Annotated in this window: 19 protein-coding genes; 14 read left to right on the forward strand and 5 right to left on the reverse strand. The window is 74.5% G+C overall.

Annotated features, from left to right (window positions below; genetic code table 11):
* Positions 1-3 precede the first annotated feature (3 nt).
* The gene (locus DMP15_RS19440) at positions 4-1,110 is read right to left on the reverse strand and encodes an alpha/beta fold hydrolase (protein ID WP_073577081.1); all 1,107 of its coding nucleotides are present in this window, start codon (positions 1,108-1,110) and stop codon (positions 4-6) included.
* A gap of 84 nt (positions 1,111-1,194) precedes the next feature.
* Between DMP15_RS19440 and DMP15_RS19445 the strand changes: the two genes are divergently transcribed.
* Positions 1,195-2,346 carry an acyl-CoA dehydrogenase family protein gene (locus DMP15_RS19445; protein ID WP_073577082.1) on the forward strand — a complete coding sequence of 384 codons (1,152 nt, stop codon included), beginning with the start codon at positions 1,195-1,197 and terminating at the stop codon, positions 2,344-2,346.
* Here DMP15_RS19445 and DMP15_RS19450 read toward each other — a convergent pair.
* Genes DMP15_RS19450 through DMP15_RS19465 form a run of 4 tightly spaced genes read right to left on the reverse strand, consistent with a single transcriptional unit; the run spans position 2,336 to position 6,526 of the window.
* On the reverse strand, positions 2,336-3,547 hold the full coding sequence (locus tag DMP15_RS19450; protein ID WP_301549210.1) for a trans-sulfuration enzyme family protein: 1,212 nt from the start codon (positions 3,545-3,547) through the stop codon (positions 2,336-2,338). The two genes, DMP15_RS19445 and DMP15_RS19450, sit on opposite strands and share 11 nt — an antisense overlap.
* 8 nt (positions 3,548-3,555) lie before the next feature.
* Complete coding sequence (locus DMP15_RS19455; RefSeq protein ID WP_083658891.1) at positions 3,556-4,452, reverse strand: ABC transporter ATP-binding protein; 897 nt, start codon at positions 4,450-4,452, stop codon at positions 3,556-3,558.
* Positions 4,449-5,549, reverse strand: a complete 1,101-nt coding sequence (locus tag DMP15_RS19460) for a FecCD family ABC transporter permease (protein ID WP_083658892.1) — start codon at positions 5,547-5,549, stop codon at positions 4,449-4,451. Before DMP15_RS19460 ends, DMP15_RS19455 begins: the two co-directional genes overlap by 4 nt.
* Complete coding sequence (locus DMP15_RS19465; RefSeq protein ID WP_202417136.1) at positions 5,546-6,526, reverse strand: FecCD family ABC transporter permease; 981 nt, start codon at positions 6,524-6,526, stop codon at positions 5,546-5,548. Before DMP15_RS19465 ends, DMP15_RS19460 begins: the two co-directional genes overlap by 4 nt.
* Before the next feature lie 205 nt (positions 6,527-6,731).
* On the opposite strand from DMP15_RS19465, the gene DMP15_RS19470 reads away from it, so the two are divergent.
* The 13 genes from DMP15_RS19470 to DMP15_RS19530 all read left to right on the forward strand — a co-directional run bounded on the left by DMP15_RS19470 (position 6,732) and on the right by DMP15_RS19530 (position 16,079).
* Positions 6,732-7,454, forward strand: coding sequence for a dihydrofolate reductase family protein (locus DMP15_RS19470; RefSeq protein ID WP_301549209.1), 723 nt, complete (start codon positions 6,732-6,734; stop codon positions 7,452-7,454).
* A 98-nt stretch (positions 7,455-7,552) separates the two neighbouring features.
* A complete protein-coding gene (locus DMP15_RS19475) occupies positions 7,553-8,047 on the forward strand; it encodes an Asp23/Gls24 family envelope stress response protein (protein WP_073577084.1) in 495 nt (164 codons plus the stop codon).
* A gap of 2 nt (positions 8,048-8,049) precedes the next feature.
* Positions 8,050-8,430: a hypothetical protein gene (locus tag DMP15_RS19480; protein ID WP_301549208.1), complete on the forward strand. Its 381-nt coding sequence runs from the start codon at positions 8,050-8,052 to the stop codon at positions 8,428-8,430.
* Positions 8,431-8,448: 18 nt separating this feature from the next.
* The gene (locus DMP15_RS19485; protein WP_073577085.1) at positions 8,449-8,796 is read left to right on the forward strand and encodes a hypothetical protein; all 348 of its coding nucleotides are present in this window, start codon (positions 8,449-8,451) and stop codon (positions 8,794-8,796) included.
* Positions 8,793-8,969: a hypothetical protein gene (locus DMP15_RS19490; RefSeq protein ID WP_167410056.1), complete on the forward strand. Its 177-nt coding sequence runs from the start codon at positions 8,793-8,795 to the stop codon at positions 8,967-8,969. The genes DMP15_RS19485 and DMP15_RS19490 overlap by 4 nt, the downstream gene beginning before the upstream one ends.
* Entirely contained in the window at positions 8,966-9,394 is a 429-nt protein-coding gene (locus tag DMP15_RS19495; protein WP_073577086.1) for an Asp23/Gls24 family envelope stress response protein, read from the forward strand. Before DMP15_RS19490 ends, DMP15_RS19495 begins: the two co-directional genes overlap by 4 nt.
* Positions 9,395-9,438: 44 nt before the next feature.
* Entirely contained in the window at positions 9,439-9,987 is a 549-nt protein-coding gene (locus DMP15_RS19500; RefSeq protein ID WP_100880314.1) for a DUF6286 domain-containing protein, read from the forward strand.
* Entirely contained in the window at positions 9,987-10,664 is a 678-nt protein-coding gene (locus tag DMP15_RS19505) for an alkaline shock response membrane anchor protein AmaP (protein ID WP_157818542.1), read from the forward strand. The genes DMP15_RS19500 and DMP15_RS19505 overlap by 1 nt, the downstream gene beginning before the upstream one ends.
* A 67-nt stretch (positions 10,665-10,731) precedes the next feature.
* On the forward strand, positions 10,732-11,484 hold the full coding sequence (locus tag DMP15_RS19510; protein WP_100880963.1) for a 3-hydroxybutyrate dehydrogenase: 753 nt from the start codon (positions 10,732-10,734) through the stop codon (positions 11,482-11,484).
* 51 nt (positions 11,485-11,535) lie between these two features.
* Positions 11,536-13,116, forward strand: a complete 1,581-nt coding sequence (locus tag DMP15_RS19515; protein ID WP_073577165.1) for an alpha/beta hydrolase — start codon at positions 11,536-11,538, stop codon at positions 13,114-13,116.
* A 410-nt stretch (positions 13,117-13,526) separates the two neighbouring features.
* Positions 13,527-14,210 (forward strand): ABC transporter permease, encoded by a 684-nt coding sequence (locus DMP15_RS19520; protein ID WP_073577088.1) that lies wholly within the window; start codon positions 13,527-13,529, stop codon positions 14,208-14,210.
* Positions 14,203-15,276: an ABC transporter ATP-binding protein gene (locus DMP15_RS19525; protein ID WP_392567389.1), complete on the forward strand. Its 1,074-nt coding sequence runs from the start codon at positions 14,203-14,205 to the stop codon at positions 15,274-15,276. Before DMP15_RS19520 ends, DMP15_RS19525 begins: the two co-directional genes overlap by 8 nt.
* Entirely contained in the window at positions 15,273-16,079 is an 807-nt protein-coding gene (locus DMP15_RS19530) for an ABC transporter permease (RefSeq protein ID WP_073577090.1), read from the forward strand. Before DMP15_RS19525 ends, DMP15_RS19530 begins: the two co-directional genes overlap by 4 nt.
* The last annotated feature ends 25 nt before the right edge of the window (positions 16,080-16,104 follow it).

The raw sequence follows: 16,104 nt of genomic DNA on the forward strand, positions 1-16,104 counted from the left end.
CGGTCAGGCCCCGGCGGCGGCGGCCGGGCCGTCGGCGTCGTCGGGGGTGTCCGCGGCGGCGTCCCAGTCGGCCAGGGCCCGGTCGAGCTCGGGCCAGGTCGTGTCCCGGGCCCGGCGCCCGGTCAGCACGCCCAGGTGCCCGCCCGGCGAGGTCGTGAACCGCACCTCCGGGCTGCCGGTCAGCAGCGGAACGCCGGCGCGCACCGCCCGCAGCGGGGCGATGACGTCGTCCCGCCCGGCGACGACGAGCACCGGCACCCCGACGTCGGACAGCTCCACGTCACGCCCGCCCAGGCGCAGTCCGCCGTCGGCGAGGTCGTTGCTGCGCAGCAGCAGGTGGAAGATCTGCCCGAACACCCGCCCCGGGTAGCCGTGCATGTTGCTCATCAGATGGTCGACGGCCTCGATCTGGGCCAGGCAGTCCCGGTCGTCGATCCGCGACGCGATCGCCAGCGGCTTGGTGACGAGCTTGTCCACCGCGGTCAGCTGGAACGCCCAGCTCACCATCGGCGCCGGGAAGCTGCCGACGCCCCGGTAGATCGAGGAGATCAGCCGGCCACCGGTGATCTGCGCGAGCGGCCGGATCGGCGCCACCAGCGGCACCCGGGAGATGTCGACCGGGGTGCCGATCGCGGCGACCGAGCGCACCGGCAGCGGGTCGCGGGCCTGCACCGCGGCGGCGACGGTGAGCAGGGCGAAGATCCCACCGAGCGACCAGGCGACGAGGTGTACCTCGTCGTCGGTCTCCTCGGCGACCCGGCGGATCGTGTCGGGCAGCAGCTCGTCGACCCAGCTCTCGATGCCCAGGGTGCGGTCGGAGAACGACTTGGGACCGTAGTCGATCAGGTAGACGGTCCGGCCCTGCTGCAGCAGGTGCTCCACCAGTGAGCAGCCGCGACGCAGGTCGTAGGCGAAGTCCGGGGCGCCCAGCGGCGGCACGAGCAGCACCGGTGCACCGCCGGAGGGGTCCACACCGGACAGCGGGCGGTACCGGAACAGGATGCCCTGCGGCGAGCCGACCACCGCGTCGCGCGGCATCCGTCGCAGGTCGGCGAGGTGACCGACCACGGCCCGGTCCCACACGTTGGCGGCGGCGTCGACGAGATCCACGGGCGCACCCTACCGGCACGCGCGGGTCACCGACGGCCCGTGAGGACGACCGGAGTTACCGACGGGTATGTGAGACTGCCGGGCATGCAGCGCGAGATCTTCGACGACGAACACGACGCGTTCCGCGACCTGTGCCGGACCTTCATCGCGAAGGAGGTCACCCCGCACCACGAGCAGTGGGAGGAGGACGGCCAGGTCGACCGCGCGGTATGGACCGCGGCCGGGGCGGCGGGCCTGCTCGGCACCGCGGTCCCCGAGGAGTACGGCGGCGGCGGGGTCGACGACTTCCGCTACAACGCGATCCTGGCCGAGGAGATCGTCGCCGCCGGGGCCAGCGGGATCGGTTTCCCGCTGCACAACGACGTGGTGCAGCCCTACCTGCTGCGCCTGTGCACCGACGAGCAGAAGCAGCGCTGGCTGCCCGGGTTCTGCAGTGGTGAGCTGATCACCGCGATCGCCATGACCGAGCCCGGCACCGGCTCGGACCTGCAGGGCATCGCCACCAACGCCAAGCAGGACGCGAACGGCGACTGGATCCTCAACGGCTCCAAGACCTTCATCACCAACGGCATCCTCGCCGACCTGGTGATCGTCGTCGCCAAGACCGACCCGGACGCCAAGCACCTCGGCTTCACCCTGTTCGTGGTCGAGCGCGGGATGGAGGGGTTCGAGCGCGGCCGCCGCCTGAAGAAGGTCGGCATGAAGGCTCAGGACACCGCGGAGCTGAGCTTCACCGACGTGCGGGTGCCCGACGCGAACCGGCTCGGCGAGGTCGGCCAGGGCTTCGTCTACCTGATGCAGAACCTCGCCCAGGAGCGGCTGTCGATCGCCGTCGCCTCGGTGGCCGGCGCCGAGGCCGCGGTGGCGATGACGCTGGAGTACACCAAGGAGCGCAAGGCCTTCGGCCGCCCGGTGGCGAACTTCCAGAACACCCGCTTCGAGCTCGCCGAGATGGACACCGAGGTCTCCATCGCCCGGGTCTTCGTGGACCGCTGCATCACCGAGCACAACCGCGAGGGGACCGAGCTGTCGGTGCCCGACGCGGCCAAGGCCAAGTGGTGGTGCTCGGACCTGCAGAACCGGGTCGTCGACCGCTGTGTGCAGCTGCACGGCGGCTACGGCTACATGCTCGAGTACCCGATCGCCCGCGCGTTCGTGGACTCCCGCGTGCAGGCGATCTACGGCGGCACGAACGAGATCATGAAGGAGATCGTCGGCCGGTCGCTCATCGGCTGACGGTGTCCAGGGCCCGCGCGATGTCGGCCACGAGGTCGCGCGGGTCCTCCAGCCCCACCGACAGCCGCAGGTGGCCGAGCCGGCGGAACTCCGGCGGGAAGTGCGCCGCGCGGCCCTCACCGCCCGCGCCGACGTGCACGATCAGCGACTCGTCGTGCCCGAGCGACACCGCCGAGGTGATCACGCGCAGTGCGGCGACGAACCGGTTCTGCAGCTCCGGCGGACCGTCGAGGGCGAAGGCGAGCATGCCGCCGTACCCGCCGTCGAGGGTGCGGGTCGCGAGCGCGTGCTGCGGGTGCGACGCCAGCCCCGGGTAGGCGACGTACGCGACCTCCGGGCGGGACTCCAGGTACTCCGCGACCTGCTGCGCGCCGGCGCAGTGCGCGCGCATCCGCATCGGCAGGGTCACCGCGCCGCGGGCGATCAGCCAGGCGTTGAACGGGCTGATCACTCCCCCGGCGTCGACCATCGCGTCGGCGCGGATCCGCTCGACCAGCTCGCGGCGGCCCAGCACGGCACCGCCCATCGCGTCGCCGTGGCCGTTGACGTACTTGGTCAGCGAGTGCACGACGAGGTCCGCGCCCCGCTCCAGCGGCCGTTGCAGCACCGGGGTCGCGAACGTGGCGTCCACGCTGAGCAGGGCACCCGCCTCGTGTGCGACGGCGGCGACGGCGTCGACGTCGGTGATCCGGGTCGTCGGGTTCGCCGGGGTCTCGACGTGTACCAGCCGGGTCTCCGGACGGATCGCGGCGCGCACCGCGTCCGGGTCGGAGGAGTCGACCAGGGTGGCGGTGATCCCCCACCGGGCCGGCAGCAGCTCGGTGAGCAGCCGATGGGTGGCGACGTAGGTGACGTCGGAGCTGACGACGTGGTCCCCGGACCGCAGGAACGTGAAGAACACCGCGTGCAGCGCGGCGACGCCCGAGGCGAGCGCGACCGCGGCACAGCCGCCCGGCGACACCCCGGAGGGATCCTCCAGGGCCACGAGCTTGTCCTCCAGCCAGCCCTGGTTCGCCCCGCCGTTGCGGGTGTAGAGCCGGGTCGCGGTGCCCGACCAGTCCAGCTCGGAGGGGTCCTCGGGCAGCGCGTAGGAGTTGGCCGCGACGATCGGGCGGCGGATCGCACCGGTCCCGGGATCGACGTCGTTGCCCGCGTGCACCGCGCGGGTGGCGAGGAAGGGCGGTCGGTCGCCGGAGGTCACGCCGGAGATCATGCCTCGGCGATCGGCTCCGGGGCACGCAGCGACGGGCCCGCGTCCGGCACGACCAGCGGGGTGCCGGTCACCGGGTCGGGCAGCACCCGCGCCCGCAGCCCGAACACCTCGGCCAGCAGCTCCTCGGTGACGATCTCGGCCGGCGACCCCGCCGCGACGATCCGGCCGTCCTTCATCGCGACGAGCCGGTCGGCGTAGCGGGCGGCGAGATTCAGGTCGTGCAGCACCATCACCACGGTGCGGCCCGCCTCGGACTGCAACCGCCGCACCAGCTCCAGCACGTCGACCTGGTGGGCCAGGTCGAGGAAGGTGGTCGGCTCGTCGAGCAGCAGCAGGTCGGTCTGCTGCGCCAGGGCCATCGAGATCCAGGCCCGCTGGCGCTGGCCACCGGACAGCTCGTCGACCGGACGCTCGGCGAGGTCGGACAGGCCCGTCCAGGTCAGCGCCTCGGCGACGGCGCGCTCGTCGTCCGAGGACCACTGCCGGTACCAGGCCTGGTGCGGGTGCCGCCCGCGGGCGACGAGGTCGCCGACGGTCAGCCCCTCGGGCGCCAGCGGCGACTGCGGCAGGATCCCCAGCACCCGGGCGACCTCCCTGGTCGGGGTGCGGTCGATCCGCTTGCCGTCGAGCAGCACCTGACCGGTCCGGGCGGGCAGCAGCCGCCCCAGCGCCCGCAGCACGGTGGACTTGCCGCAGCCGTTCGGGCCGATGACGGTGGTGACCGCGCCGGGCTGCACCTCCAGGTCGAGCCCGTCGACGATGGTGCGGTCGCCGTAGCCGAGCGTGACCTGCTCGGCCGACAGCCGGACCACACCGGGACGGACGGGGTCGCCCGCCGTCGTCGTCCGGGAGGTGGTGGCCTCCGCGACGCTGATGTCCTCGACGGTGCTCATCGACGGGCCTCCTGGCGGGTGCGGGCGAGCAGGTACAGCAGGAACGGGGCGCCGAGCACCGCGGTCACGATGCCGACCGGGAGCTCGACGGACCCCAGTGCGGTGCGGGCGATCAGGTCGGACAGCACGGTCAGTGCCGCGCCCAGCACGAGGGAGACCCCGATCGGCGGGGTCCCGACCCGGCAGAGCCGGCGCGCGATCTGCGGGGTGACCAGTGCGACGAAGGCGATCGGGCCGGCGGCCGCGGTCGCGACCGAGGCGAGCCCGACGGAGACGAGCAGCAGCGCGGTGCGGGCGCCGTTCACCCGCACGCCGAGGCCGCGGGCGGTGTCGTCGTCGAAGCGCAGGGCGCCGAGCAGGTGCACCAGGGCCAGCGCCGCGGGCACGAGCACCAGCATGGAGATCGACAGCGGGACGACCTCGTTCCAGCTGCGCGCGTTCAGGCTGCCGTTGAGCCAGACCTGGGCCTGGGCGGCCTGGTAGATCTGGGCGACGGTCAGCAGCCACTGCACCGCGGCGACGAGCACGGCCTGGATCCCGATGCCGATCAGCACGAGCCGGAAGCCCTGGATGCCCTTGCGCCAGGCCAGGACGTACACCGCGGCCGACGACACGAGCCCGCCGATCAGGGCGGCGAGCGGGATGCCGAGCGAGGCGAAGGCGCCGCCGACCCCGGCCACGCCACCCCCGAGCACGATGACGAACACCGCTGCCGCACTGGCGCCCCACTGGACGCCGATGATGTCCGGGCTCGCGAGGGGGTTGCGGGCGACCGACTGCAGGATCGCGCCCGAGACGGCCAGCGCGCCGCCGACCAGCGCACCGACCAGGGTGCGCGGGAGCCGCAGCTCGAGCACGACGAGCTGCTGACCGGCGTCACCGCCGCCGAACAGCGTCGCCAGCACGTCGGTGATCGCGATCGGGTAGTCGCCGCGGCCCATGTTGACCGCGGCGGCGAGCACCAGCGCGACGGCACAGGCGAGCAGCACGACCGCGGTGCGGATGCGCAGCACGCCGGAGAAGCGGCCCGCGCGGACGGCGCGACGGCCGGGGACGGCCACCGTGCTCGGCGGGCCGGGTTCGGTCACGGTGCTCACACGGCCCCCAGCTTGCGACGGCGCACGAGCGCGATGAAGAACGGCCCGCCGATCAACGCGACCACGATGCCGACCTGCAGCTCACCGGGGCGGGCCACCACCCGTCCGACGACGTCGGCGAGCAGCAGCAGCACCGCCCCGGCGAGCCCGGAGGCGGGCAGCAGCCAGCGGTGGTCGGGCCCGGTGAACACCCGGACGACGTGCGGGACGATCAGTCCGAGGAACACGATCGGCCCGCAGGCGGCGGTGGCCGCCCCCGCGAGCAGCGTGATCGCGACGACGCCGACCACCCGGGTCCGGCGGACCGAGTGCCCCAGCGAGGTGGCGACGTCGTCGCCGAGGGAGAGCGCGTTGAGGGCGGGCGCGCTGGCCAGCGCCAGCGCCGTGCCCGCGAGGATGAACCACACCACCTGGCCACCGACCGCGGCGTCGCGCCCGGCGAGCGAGCCGACCACCCAGAACCGGTAGGCGTCGAGGCTGGTCTCGTCCAGCAGCACCACCGAGGACGTACCCGCCTGCAGCAGGAAGCTGACCGCCGCACCGGCCAGGGCCAGCGACACAGGGGTGGCGCCGCCGGGTGCCCGGGTGCCGATCACGAACACCACGACGCTGGCGACCAGCGCCCCGGCGAAGGCGAACCAGACGTAGCCGAACAGCGTGCTGACACCGAAGACGTAGATGCCGAGGACGACGAAGAACGCCGCACCCGCGTTGACGCCCAGCAGGCCGGGGTCGCCGAGCGGGTTGCGGGTGAAGCCCTGCACGAGCGCGCCGGCCAGGCCGAGCGCGATCCCGACCAGTACCCCGAGCAGGGTGCGCGGGATCCGCAGGGAACGGATGACCACGTCGTTCTCGCTGCCGGTCGGGGCGACCAGCGCGGAGAACACCTCGTTCACCGGGATGACCTTGGTCCCGATCGCGATGCTGGCGAGTACCGCGAGCAGCAGCGCCGTGGTCAGGGCGGCGAGGCCGAGCAACCGCCTGCGCCGGAGCGACCGCCGTGGGGGCGCCGGTTGTTCCACCGACGGTGGTCGGACGCGGATCGCGTTCACCTTGCTCGTGGCCCCCTGCTCGACCGGATGCCCCACCCGTCCGGTGCGGCTCCGCTCACCATAAGTGAGGCTGCCCTACGACAGAACACCCCCGTGCGTCACGCCGCCCGCACGGCGGGATGCTCGGGCGGTGCCCATCGAACCCTCCGCGTCCGGTCCCCCGCCCGTCCGGCCGCGGGTCACCGCGGTCATGGTCAGCTCCGCCGACGGGGCCGTGACGGCAGGCGGAGCGGGGTCCGGTGGCCTGTCCACCCCGGCCGACCGCGACCTGTTCCGCGCCCTGCGACGGTCGGCCGACTGCGTGCTCGTCGGGGCGGGCACCGCGCGGGACGAGGACTACCGGGGCGTCCGGCCACGCCGCCCCGGGCCGGACGGGCGGCCGCCCGGGCCGCCCCCGCCGGTCGTCGTCGTGAGCGGGTCGGCCGGACTGGACCCGGGTGCGCGGCTGTTCACCGACACCGTCACGGCGCCGGTCGTGCTGACCACGGCCGCCGCCCCCGCGGACCGGCGCGCCGCGCTGCGCGCCGCGGGTGCCGAGGTCGTGCTGCTCGACGACCTCTCCCCCGCCGCACTGCTCGCCGCGCTCGCCCGCCGCGGCCACACCTCCGTGCTGTGCGAGGGCGGGCCGACCCTGCTCGGCGCGCTGGTCGGGGCCGACGTCGTCGACGAGCTGCGCCTCACCCTGGTTCCGGTGCTGGTCGGGGGCCCGGAGGGACGGATCGCGACCGGGCCGCGGCCCCTGCCCGTACCGCGCGCGCTGCGCCTGGCCGGCCACGAGGCGGCCGCCGACGGGACCCTGCTGCTGCACTACGTCCGCGCCGCCCCCGGGACCCCGGCTCCTCCGAACGAGTGAACCACCGTGAGGGAGGGCCACGGACGGGCATCCCACGGGGGACACCACACGCACCGCGGCGGGCCCCCACCCGGGGCCGGCCCGTGAGAGGAGCACCGATGACCTCCGGCACCCCGACCACCACCCCCGCCACGACCCCGGCCGCGCCCCCCGCGGGACGCCTCGCCGACGGCACCGGCCAGGGCCGCACCACCATCGCCGCGTCCGTCGTCCAGAAGATCGCCGGCATCGCCGCGCGCGAGGTCTCCGGCGTGTACTCCATGGGCTCCGGCGCATCCCGCGCCTTCGGTGCGCTGCGCGAGCGCATCCCCGGCGGCGGCACCAGCGGCGCCTCCACCGTCGCCGGCGTGGCCGTCGAGGTCGGCGAGAAGCAGGCCGCGGTCGACCTGGACGTCGTCGTCGAGTACGGCGTCGCCATCGCCGACCTGGCCTCCGCGGTCCGCCGCAACGTCGTCGGCGCCGTCGAGCGGATGACCGGACTGGAGGTCATCGAGGTCAACATCTCGGTGAACGACATCCACCTGGCCGGCGAGGACGACAACCGCGACGAGGCCCCGGTGGCTCCGGCCCCGACCGGCCGCGTCGTGGAGTGACGGTGTCCGAGCCGACCCCGCCCGACGCCCGGTCCCCCGCCGCCGTGGTCACCGGTCCGCCCGGTGCGGCGGAGGTCGCCGCGCAGCGGCGCCGGGAACCGGCACCGGCCACGCTGGCCGAGCTGGTCGCCGAGGCCGTCGTCGCGCACCCGTCGGTGGTGCGGCTCGACGGCGGCACCTTCGGGACCGTCGCGACCTGGCTGTCCGGGCGGCGGTTGGTCGGCGTGCTCGTCGGCAGTACCGACGAACCGGTCGAGATCGGGGTGGTGCTGCGCCTGGACCGGCCGATCCCGGCTACCGTCGCGGCGCTGCGGGCGTCCCTCGCGCCGTTGGTCGACGGGGTCCCCGTCGACGTGACGGTCGCGGACGTGGAGGTCCCCTGAGGTGGAGGTGGGTACGGGATGGACGAGCCGGATCCCGGCGGGCACGGGGGCCTGACCCCCGCGCAGCGGTCGGCCTACCGCTCGTTCGTCCGAACCCACCACCCCGACCGCGGCGGTGACCCGGAGGTCTTCCGCGCCGGGCTGGCCCGCTTCCGCGCGCTCGCGGCCGACCCGCACGCCGGCCGGACGCCCGACCCGGACGACCGCCGCTACGACGCACCGATCGAGATCGTGCCCGACCTGCCGCTGCCGACCCGGGTCCTGGTGGCCCTGATCCGCACCATCCGACGTCGCACGCACCCCCGGGTCGACCGGCCCGGCCGGCACGCCCACCGCTCCACCCGTCCCGGAGAGGACATTCCATGAACGCCACCCAGACCGGCCTGCTCGCCGGCCTCCTGCTCGGAGTCGCCGGTGCCACCGGCGGCTTCCTCGCCTTCGTCATCACCCTGGTGCTCGGCATCATCGGCCTGGTCGTCGGCCGGCTCCTCGACGGCGAGCTGGACCTGTCCGGCCTCGGCCGGGGCCGCGACCGGTGAGCACCCTCCCCGACCCCGCCGAGCGCGGTGTCCTGGAGATCGACCCGGCGGTGCTGCGCACGATCGTCGAGTACGCCGCGGACACCGCCCCGGCTACCCGGCACCGCGCCCGGCGGGTCGCCGGGCTCGACGTCGGCGAGTCCGGGCCGACCGCCCGGGTGACCCGGCGGCCCGGTCCGGCACGGGGCACGGTCGGGGCCGCCGTCGGCGCGGCGACCGGCGACGCCGGTGAGGTCGACGTCCGGCTGCGGCTCACCCTGGCCCACCCCGGGTCGGTGCGGGCCGCCGTCGCCGACGTCCGGGAGCGGATCGACGCCGACCTGCGTCGCACCACCGGGCACCGGCTGCGCGGCCTGACCGTCGAGGTCGAGGCCCTCCGGCCGGAGGACGCCCGGCCGCGCCCGGACGCCCCGCGCGTGCAGTAGAACCGTCGGATCCTGAACGAGTCGGAAGAAGGAGGCCGGGCCCCGTGCGTGTCCTGCTCCGCGTTCTCGCGCCGCTGCTGAGCCTGGTGGTGGCCGCGATCGGCGCGCTCGTCGTCGTCGAGGTGGTGGCCGCCTGGGTCGGCCGGGTCTCCGGCGCCGGGCTGCTCGTCCCCTGGCGGGACTGGCGCACCACCGTCCAGAACACCCTGTGGACCGCCGAGCCGGTGCTCTGGATCGCCGTGGGGCTGATCGTCGTCGGGGCCGTGCTGCTGCTCGTCGGGTTGCTCGCCCGCCGCCACGACGTCGCCCTCGACGCGCCGTCGCCCGGGCTCACCGTCGCCACCGCGCCGCGGGTGCTGGCCCGGCTGGTCGGCACCCGGGTCCGGGCCGCGGACCCGGTGACCGCGGCGTCGGTGACCGCGTCGGCCCGGTCGGTCGTGGTGAACGCCCGCGGCCGCGGCGACACCGACGCGCTGCGCGAGGCGGCCCGCGGTGCCGCCTCCGGCGTCCTCGACGCGCTGCCCCTCGCGCGGCGCCCGCGCCTGACCGTGCGCGCCACCCCGGAGCAGCCGGGCTCGAAGGGAGTGCAGTGATGGCCGACGCCGTGACCTCGACGGGGAGCACGCCGGGGACCTCCGGCCCGAACCCGCGCCGCGCCGCCCGGACCGCGCGACGCGCCCAGTACCGCTCCGCGGGCGGCGCCCGCGGCGGGCTCGTCCTGCTCGGCGTGGTGCTGCTCGCCGTCGGTGTGCTCACCGTGCTGCTGGTGACCGGGGTCTTCGGGCAGGGCCGCCCGCAGCGCCCGCTGCTGGACCCGCTGGTCGAGCAGTTCCTGCTGGCCAACGGCACCGCCGCCCGCCTGGTCGCGATCCTGGCCGGTCTCGTGCTGGTGCTGCTCGGGCTCTGGTGGACCGCGCGGTCGCTGCGCCCGGAGAGCCGGCCGGACCTGGTCCTGGACGGCGGCCCGGACACCGAGATCCGGATCGGCGCCTCCGCCGCGGCCGACGCCGTCGCCGACGGGGCCGCCACGCTGCCCGGGGTGACCCGGGCCCGCGCCCGGATGGTCGGCAGCACCTCCGCGCCCGCGGTGCGCGCCACCGTGTGGGTCGGCGAGGACGTCGCCGACGGGGAGGTCGCCGAGATCTGCCGCCGCCTCGACGCCGAGATCCTGCCCGGGATCCGCGACGCGCTGGGGATGGCGGACCTCCCCGTCGCGGTCCGTCTGGAGCTGGACGCGGCCCGCCGCGACGACCGCCCGCGGGTCTCCTGACCCACCGGCCGGGTCCGTGACCCGGCTCACAGGGGCCGGGCCGGTCGGCGACCGTACGGTCGTCGGCATGAGCGCAGTGCTGGACGGCAGGACGGCCCTCGTCACCGGGGCGGGCAGCGGGATCGGGGCCGCCGTGGCCCGCAGGCTCGTCGCCGACGGGGCGAAGGTGTACGCGGTGGACCTCGCCGAGGACCGGGTGGCCCTACTGGCCGCCCAGAGCGACCTGGTCACGCCGCTGGGCTGCGACCTGTCCGACCTCGACGCCGTGGAACAGCTGCCCACCGACGTCGACATCCTGGTCAACAACGCCGGCCGCCAGCACGTCTCGCGGCTGGAGGAGTTCGACCCGGAGATGTTCTCGAACATCCTGCGCCTGATGCTGGAGTCGCCGTTCCGGCTGATCCGCCGGTCGCTGCCGCACATGTACGCCCGTGGCTGGGGACGGGTCGTGAACATCTCCTCCGCGCACGGCCTGCGGGCCTCGCCGTACAAGTCCGCCTACGTCTCGGCCAAGCACGGCCTGGAGGGCCTGTCGAAGGTCACCGCGCTGGAGGGCGCCGAGCACGGCGTGACCAGCAACTGCATCAACCCCGCCTACGTGCGCACGCCGCTGGTCGAGGCGCAGATCGCCGACCAGGCCCGCACGCACGGGATCTCCGAGGACGAGGTCGTCACGAGGATCATGCTCACCCCGGTGGCGGTGAAGCGGCTGATCGAGCCCGCCGAGACCGCGGAGCTGGCCGCGCTGCTGTGGGGGCCGGCGTCGGCGTCGATCACCGGCACGTCGCTGTCCCAGGACGGCGGCTGGACCGCCCGGTAGGGGTGCGGCGCTCACCGCGGCCACACCCCGGTACCGGCATGATCGGTGCTCGTGCGGCGGTGGAGTGTGCTCGGGGTCCTGCTGCTCGCCGTACTGCTGCTCGCCGGGTGCGCCGTCGGGCCGTCGCAGCGGCCGCCGGTGGCCGTGCGGGGCGAACAGCTGCCTGCCGCTCCCCCGACGTCGGCCGCGGGCCCGCCCGCCGACCCGGACCTGCTGCCCGACTCCGACCCGGTCCGCACCACCGGGTTCACCGACTGCACCGCCGGCACGGCCGCGGCCCTGACCACGGCGGGCACCCCGCTGCCCGCCGGGCGCGTGCTGTCCGTCGGCTGCGCCCGGCTCACCGTGCCCGCCGACCGGGACCGTCCCGAGCTGGGCCCGGCCCGGCTCGGCCTGACCCGGGTCACGACACCCGGCGCGGCGGACGGGCGCCCGGCGCTGGTCGTGCTGGGTGACACCGGCACCGACGGGTCCGCACGGGCGGCGGTGAGCCTCGCCGCCCGGCTCCCCGCCGCCGTCCTCGACCGCTACCAGGTGATCGGCGTGGACCGCCGCGGCACCGGCGAGGACCTTCTCGACTGCGCCCCGGTCGACGCCCGCGCCGCCCTGCTCGACGCCGGACCGGACCGCCGCGACGAGGCCGCCATGACGGCACTGCTGGAGCGGGCCCGTGAGGTCGTGCAGGACTGCAACCTGCTGCTGTCGGGCACGTTGACCAGCTACCGCGCCGCGAGCGGTGCCGACGACCTGGAGTCGCTGCGGTCCGTGCTGGGCGCGGCCCGGCTGGACCTGCTCGCCGTCGGCGACGGTGCCGACGCGGCGGCCGCCTGGATCGGCGCCCACCCGGGCTCCGTCGGGCGGGTCGTGCTCGACGGGCCCGGTGACCCCACCCTCGACGAGCCGGCCCGGACCGAGACCACGACCGCGGCGGCGGAGAAGGCCTTCGACGCCTTCGCCGGGGCCTGCACCGCGTCGCCGACCTGCCCGCTGGGTCCCGACCCGCGCGGCTACGTCGACGAGCTCGTGTTCCGCCTGTCCCGCACCGCGCTGCCCGTCGGCGACGGCGACGCGGTCACCGCGGGCGCGACGCTGCGCGCGGTCCGGTCGGTCATGTCCCAGCCCGCGCGCTGGCCTGAGCTGCAGTCCGCGCTGGTCGCGGCCGGCGACGGCGACCCGGCGGGGCTGGTCCGCATCCTCGCCCCGCTCGGGGGTCCGCAGGGCCGTTTCGACGCCACCCTGGCCACCCGCTGCAACGACAGCCGGGTGCGGGTCACCCCCGGTGAGGCCGCGGACCTGGCCGGGCAGTGGGCGCAGCGCTTCCCGCTGTTCGGGGTCGCGGCGGCGCAGGAGCTCGTGGCCTGCGGGCCGTGGCCGTCGGGTGGACCGGTCACCCCGGCGGCGCCGCGGGGCGCTCCCCCGCCCCCGGTCGTCGTGATCGGGACCGCGCAGGACCCGCAGTCGCCGCAGAGCGGTGCCGAGCGGACCGCCCAGCAGCTCGCGACGGGGCGGCTGGTGCGCTGGCAGGGCAGCGGGACCGGGGCCTACCCGCGCACCCCGTGCGTCACCGACGTCGTCGACCGGGCGTTGCTGACCGGCCGGGCGCCCTCCCAGCCCGTGGTCTGCCCTCCGTAACCCCGTGCTCCGGGCGGCTCACCCTGGGTAGGTCCAGACCATGGTCGGGATGCGACGAAACCGGCGCAGAAGGTCACGATTGCGTATCCGCCGTTTTCCGGGGCGGTTGCGGGAACAGCGTTGTCGGCCATCCTCACCTGCGACAACGGGCGTACGAAACGTTTCCGGAATGGCTACGCCATCGTCGCGGAACGGTCCGTTCGGCTTACCGGTGCCGCCGTTCTGCGGCTAGGCTCCGTCCGGCGAGCGGGAGACCGCAGGTCGTGCCCACCGCACCGGTGGGCGTACGCGAACTCCCGGTCACGTCGTTCGGGTGGGTGTAACGCCGAACGGACCCGACGACGAGTGGTGCGGAAGGACCGTGCCCCTGCCCCGAGCGGCGGGCACGGACCCCGGGCGGAAGGAGCACGGTGGATTTCTTCACCTATGTCGGCAGCCAGCTGAACCAGTTGGTGTTCTACGGCCAGCAGCATTTCCTGCTGGTCGCGATCTCGGTCGGAATCGCGGTCGTGATCTCGTTGGTGGCGGGCACCCTGCTGCACACCAATCGGCTGACTCCCGAGTCGTGGAGCCGGCCGGTCCGGGCGGGCTCCCGTGAGGCGTTGCTGATCATGTTCTCCGCCGCGCTGACGATCCCGTCGCTGGCGCTGTTCGGTCTGCTGCAGCCGATCCTGGGGCTCGGCGTCACGCCGTCGCTGACGGCGCTGACGATCTACGCGATCTACCCGGTGCTGCGTAACGTCGTGGCCGGGCTCTCCTCGGTGGACGACGCCGTCCTCGAGTCCGCCCGCGGGATGGGGATGGGTTCGGTCCGGCGGATGTTCACCATCCAGCTGCCGCTGGCCTGGCCGGTGATCCTGTCCGGCATCCGGGTCGCCGTTCTGATCATCATCGGTATCGCGGTCGTCGCCGGCGCCATCAACGGCCCGGGCTTCGGCTCCTCGCTCTTCCTCGGCCTGCAACGGCTGGGATCGGTCAACTCGTTCAACCAGGTTCTGGCGGCCACACTCGGCTGCCTCGTCGTGGCTGCGGTCTACGAGCTCGTCTTCTGGATCGTGCAGCGTTTCACCACCCCGAGGGGGATCCGTGTCTGATTCCGGCAAGCCGATGATCGCCCTCGAAGGCATCAGCAAGACCTATCCGAAGTCCACCACCCCGGCCGTGCAGGAACTCGACCTGCACGTACCCGAGGGCACCATCTCGATGTTCATCGGGCCGTCCGGCTGCGGCAAGACGACCACGCTGAAGATGATGAACCGGCTCATCGAGCCCAGCACCGGCCGCATCCTGCTCGACGGCGACGACGTCACCGACGTCAACGCCGACGAGCTGCGCCGCCGCATCGGCTACGTCATCCAGCAGGTCGGCCTGTTCCCGCACTTCACGATCGGCGACAACATCGCCGTCGTCCCGCGGATCCTCGGCTGGGACCGCAACCGGATCACCGCCCGGATCGACGAGCTGCTCCACCTGGTCGGGCTCGAGCCGAAGACCTACCGCGACCGCTACCCCCGCCAGCTCTCCGGCGGCCAGCAGCAGCGCGTCGGCGTCGCCCGCGGGCTCGCCGCGGACCCGTCGGTGATGCTGATGGACGAGCCGTTCGGCGCCATCGACCCGATCACCCGCGAACGCATCCAGGACGAGTTCCTGGAGCTGCAGCAGCAGATCGCCAAGACCATCTGCTTCGTCACCCACGACCTCACCGAGGCGGTCAAGCTCGGCGACCGGATCGCGGTGTTCGGGCCCGGCGGCGCGCTGCAGCAGTACGACACGCCCGACATGATCCTGACCCACCCGGCCAACGACTTCGTCGCCGAGTTCGTCGGTTCCGGTGCCGCGGTGCGACGGCTGTCGCTGCTGGAGCTGTCCCGCCTGGAGCTGCAGTCGGTCGACCTCGACGGGACCGCCGCCCGTAACGGCTCCCCCACCTACGAGGCCGACGCCGAGGGCCGCCCGGTGCGCTGGGCGTACCTGCCGGGCACCGCCGACCTGCCGAAACTGGTGACGGTGCCGCGCACCGGCACCGTCTACGACGCCGTCGACGTCATGCTCGACTCCCAGACCGAGCTGGTCGGTGTGGTCGACGAGCAGCAGCGGCTGCAGGGCGCGCTCTGGTGGCGCGACCTGGTCGAGGGCCTCAAGACCAAGGCCGGTTCATGAGCGCCCCCGCCGCCGAGGAGACCGGCGCGGCCGAGCCGTCCGGGTCGCCCTCGGCCGAGCCGGTCGTCCGCCGGACCCGCCGGCTGGACCGGTCGCTCGTCGTCAACCCGCTCATCGCCGTCGCCGGCGTGGTGCTGGTGCTGGTCTACGCCGCGTCCCAGGGGCTCGACGGCGTCGAGGCCTCGGTCATCAACGCGTCCTCGCTCGGGCAGCGGCTCGGCGAGCACCTGATCCTGACCGGGCTGTCCACCCTCGTCGTGATCATCGTGGCGATCCCGGCCGGCATCGCGATCAGCCGCCCGTCCGCGCGTCGTATCCAGCGTCCGATCCTGGCCTTCACCGGGTTCATGCAGGCGCTGCCCGCGTTCGGTGTGATCGTGCTGCTCGCGTTCTCCCCGCTCGGTCTCGGCCTGCCGACGGCCGTCGTCGCGCTCGCGCTGGCCGCGCTGCTGCCGGTGCTCACCAACACCGTCGTCGGGCTCCAGCAGGTCGACAAGGCGCTGATCGAGGCCTCCCGCGGCATCGGGATGTCGGCGCGGCAGACCCTGCTGCGCGTCGAGCTGCCGCTGGCGACGCCGGTCATGGTCGCCGGTGTCCGCGTCGCGCTCGTACTGAACGTCGGCACCGCGGCCCTGGCCACCTACGTCGGCGCCGGCGGTCTCGGCGAGCCGATCAAGGGCATGCTCGAGCTCGGCCGCCCCACCGGAACCCTCGTCGCGGCGACCATCGTCGCCGCGCTGGCCCTGATCGTGGACTGGCTCGCCGGTCTCGCCGAGTACGCCGTCCGCCGCAACGCCGGCTGACGCGGGCCCCGCTCGCCCCCGAATC

The sequence above is a fragment of the Pseudonocardia sp. UM4_GMWB1 genome (assembly GCF_017312155.1).
GTDB lineage: Bacteria > Actinomycetota > Actinomycetes > Mycobacteriales > Pseudonocardiaceae > Pseudonocardia > Pseudonocardia alni.

Coding starts and splice junctions, on each gene's coding strand:
- DMP15_RS19445 (WP_073577082.1), top strand. CDS start 1,195: ATGCAGCGCGAGATCTTCGACGACGAACACGACGCGTTCCGCGACCTG.
- DMP15_RS19455 (WP_083658891.1), bottom strand. CDS start 4,452: ATGAGCACCGTCGAGGACATCAGCGTCGCGGAGGCCACCACCTCCCGG.
- DMP15_RS19475 (WP_073577084.1), top strand. CDS start 7,553: ATGACCTCCGGCACCCCGACCACCACCCCCGCCACGACCCCGGCCGCG.
- DMP15_RS19485 (WP_073577085.1), top strand. CDS start 8,449: ATGGACGAGCCGGATCCCGGCGGGCACGGGGGCCTGACCCCCGCGCAG.
- DMP15_RS19490 (WP_167410056.1), top strand. CDS start 8,793: ATGAACGCCACCCAGACCGGCCTGCTCGCCGGCCTCCTGCTCGGAGTC.
- DMP15_RS19505 (WP_157818542.1), top strand. CDS start 9,987: ATGGCCGACGCCGTGACCTCGACGGGGAGCACGCCGGGGACCTCCGGC.
- DMP15_RS19510 (WP_100880963.1), top strand. CDS start 10,732: ATGAGCGCAGTGCTGGACGGCAGGACGGCCCTCGTCACCGGGGCGGGC.
- DMP15_RS19530 (WP_073577090.1), top strand. CDS start 15,273: ATGAGCGCCCCCGCCGCCGAGGAGACCGGCGCGGCCGAGCCGTCCGGG.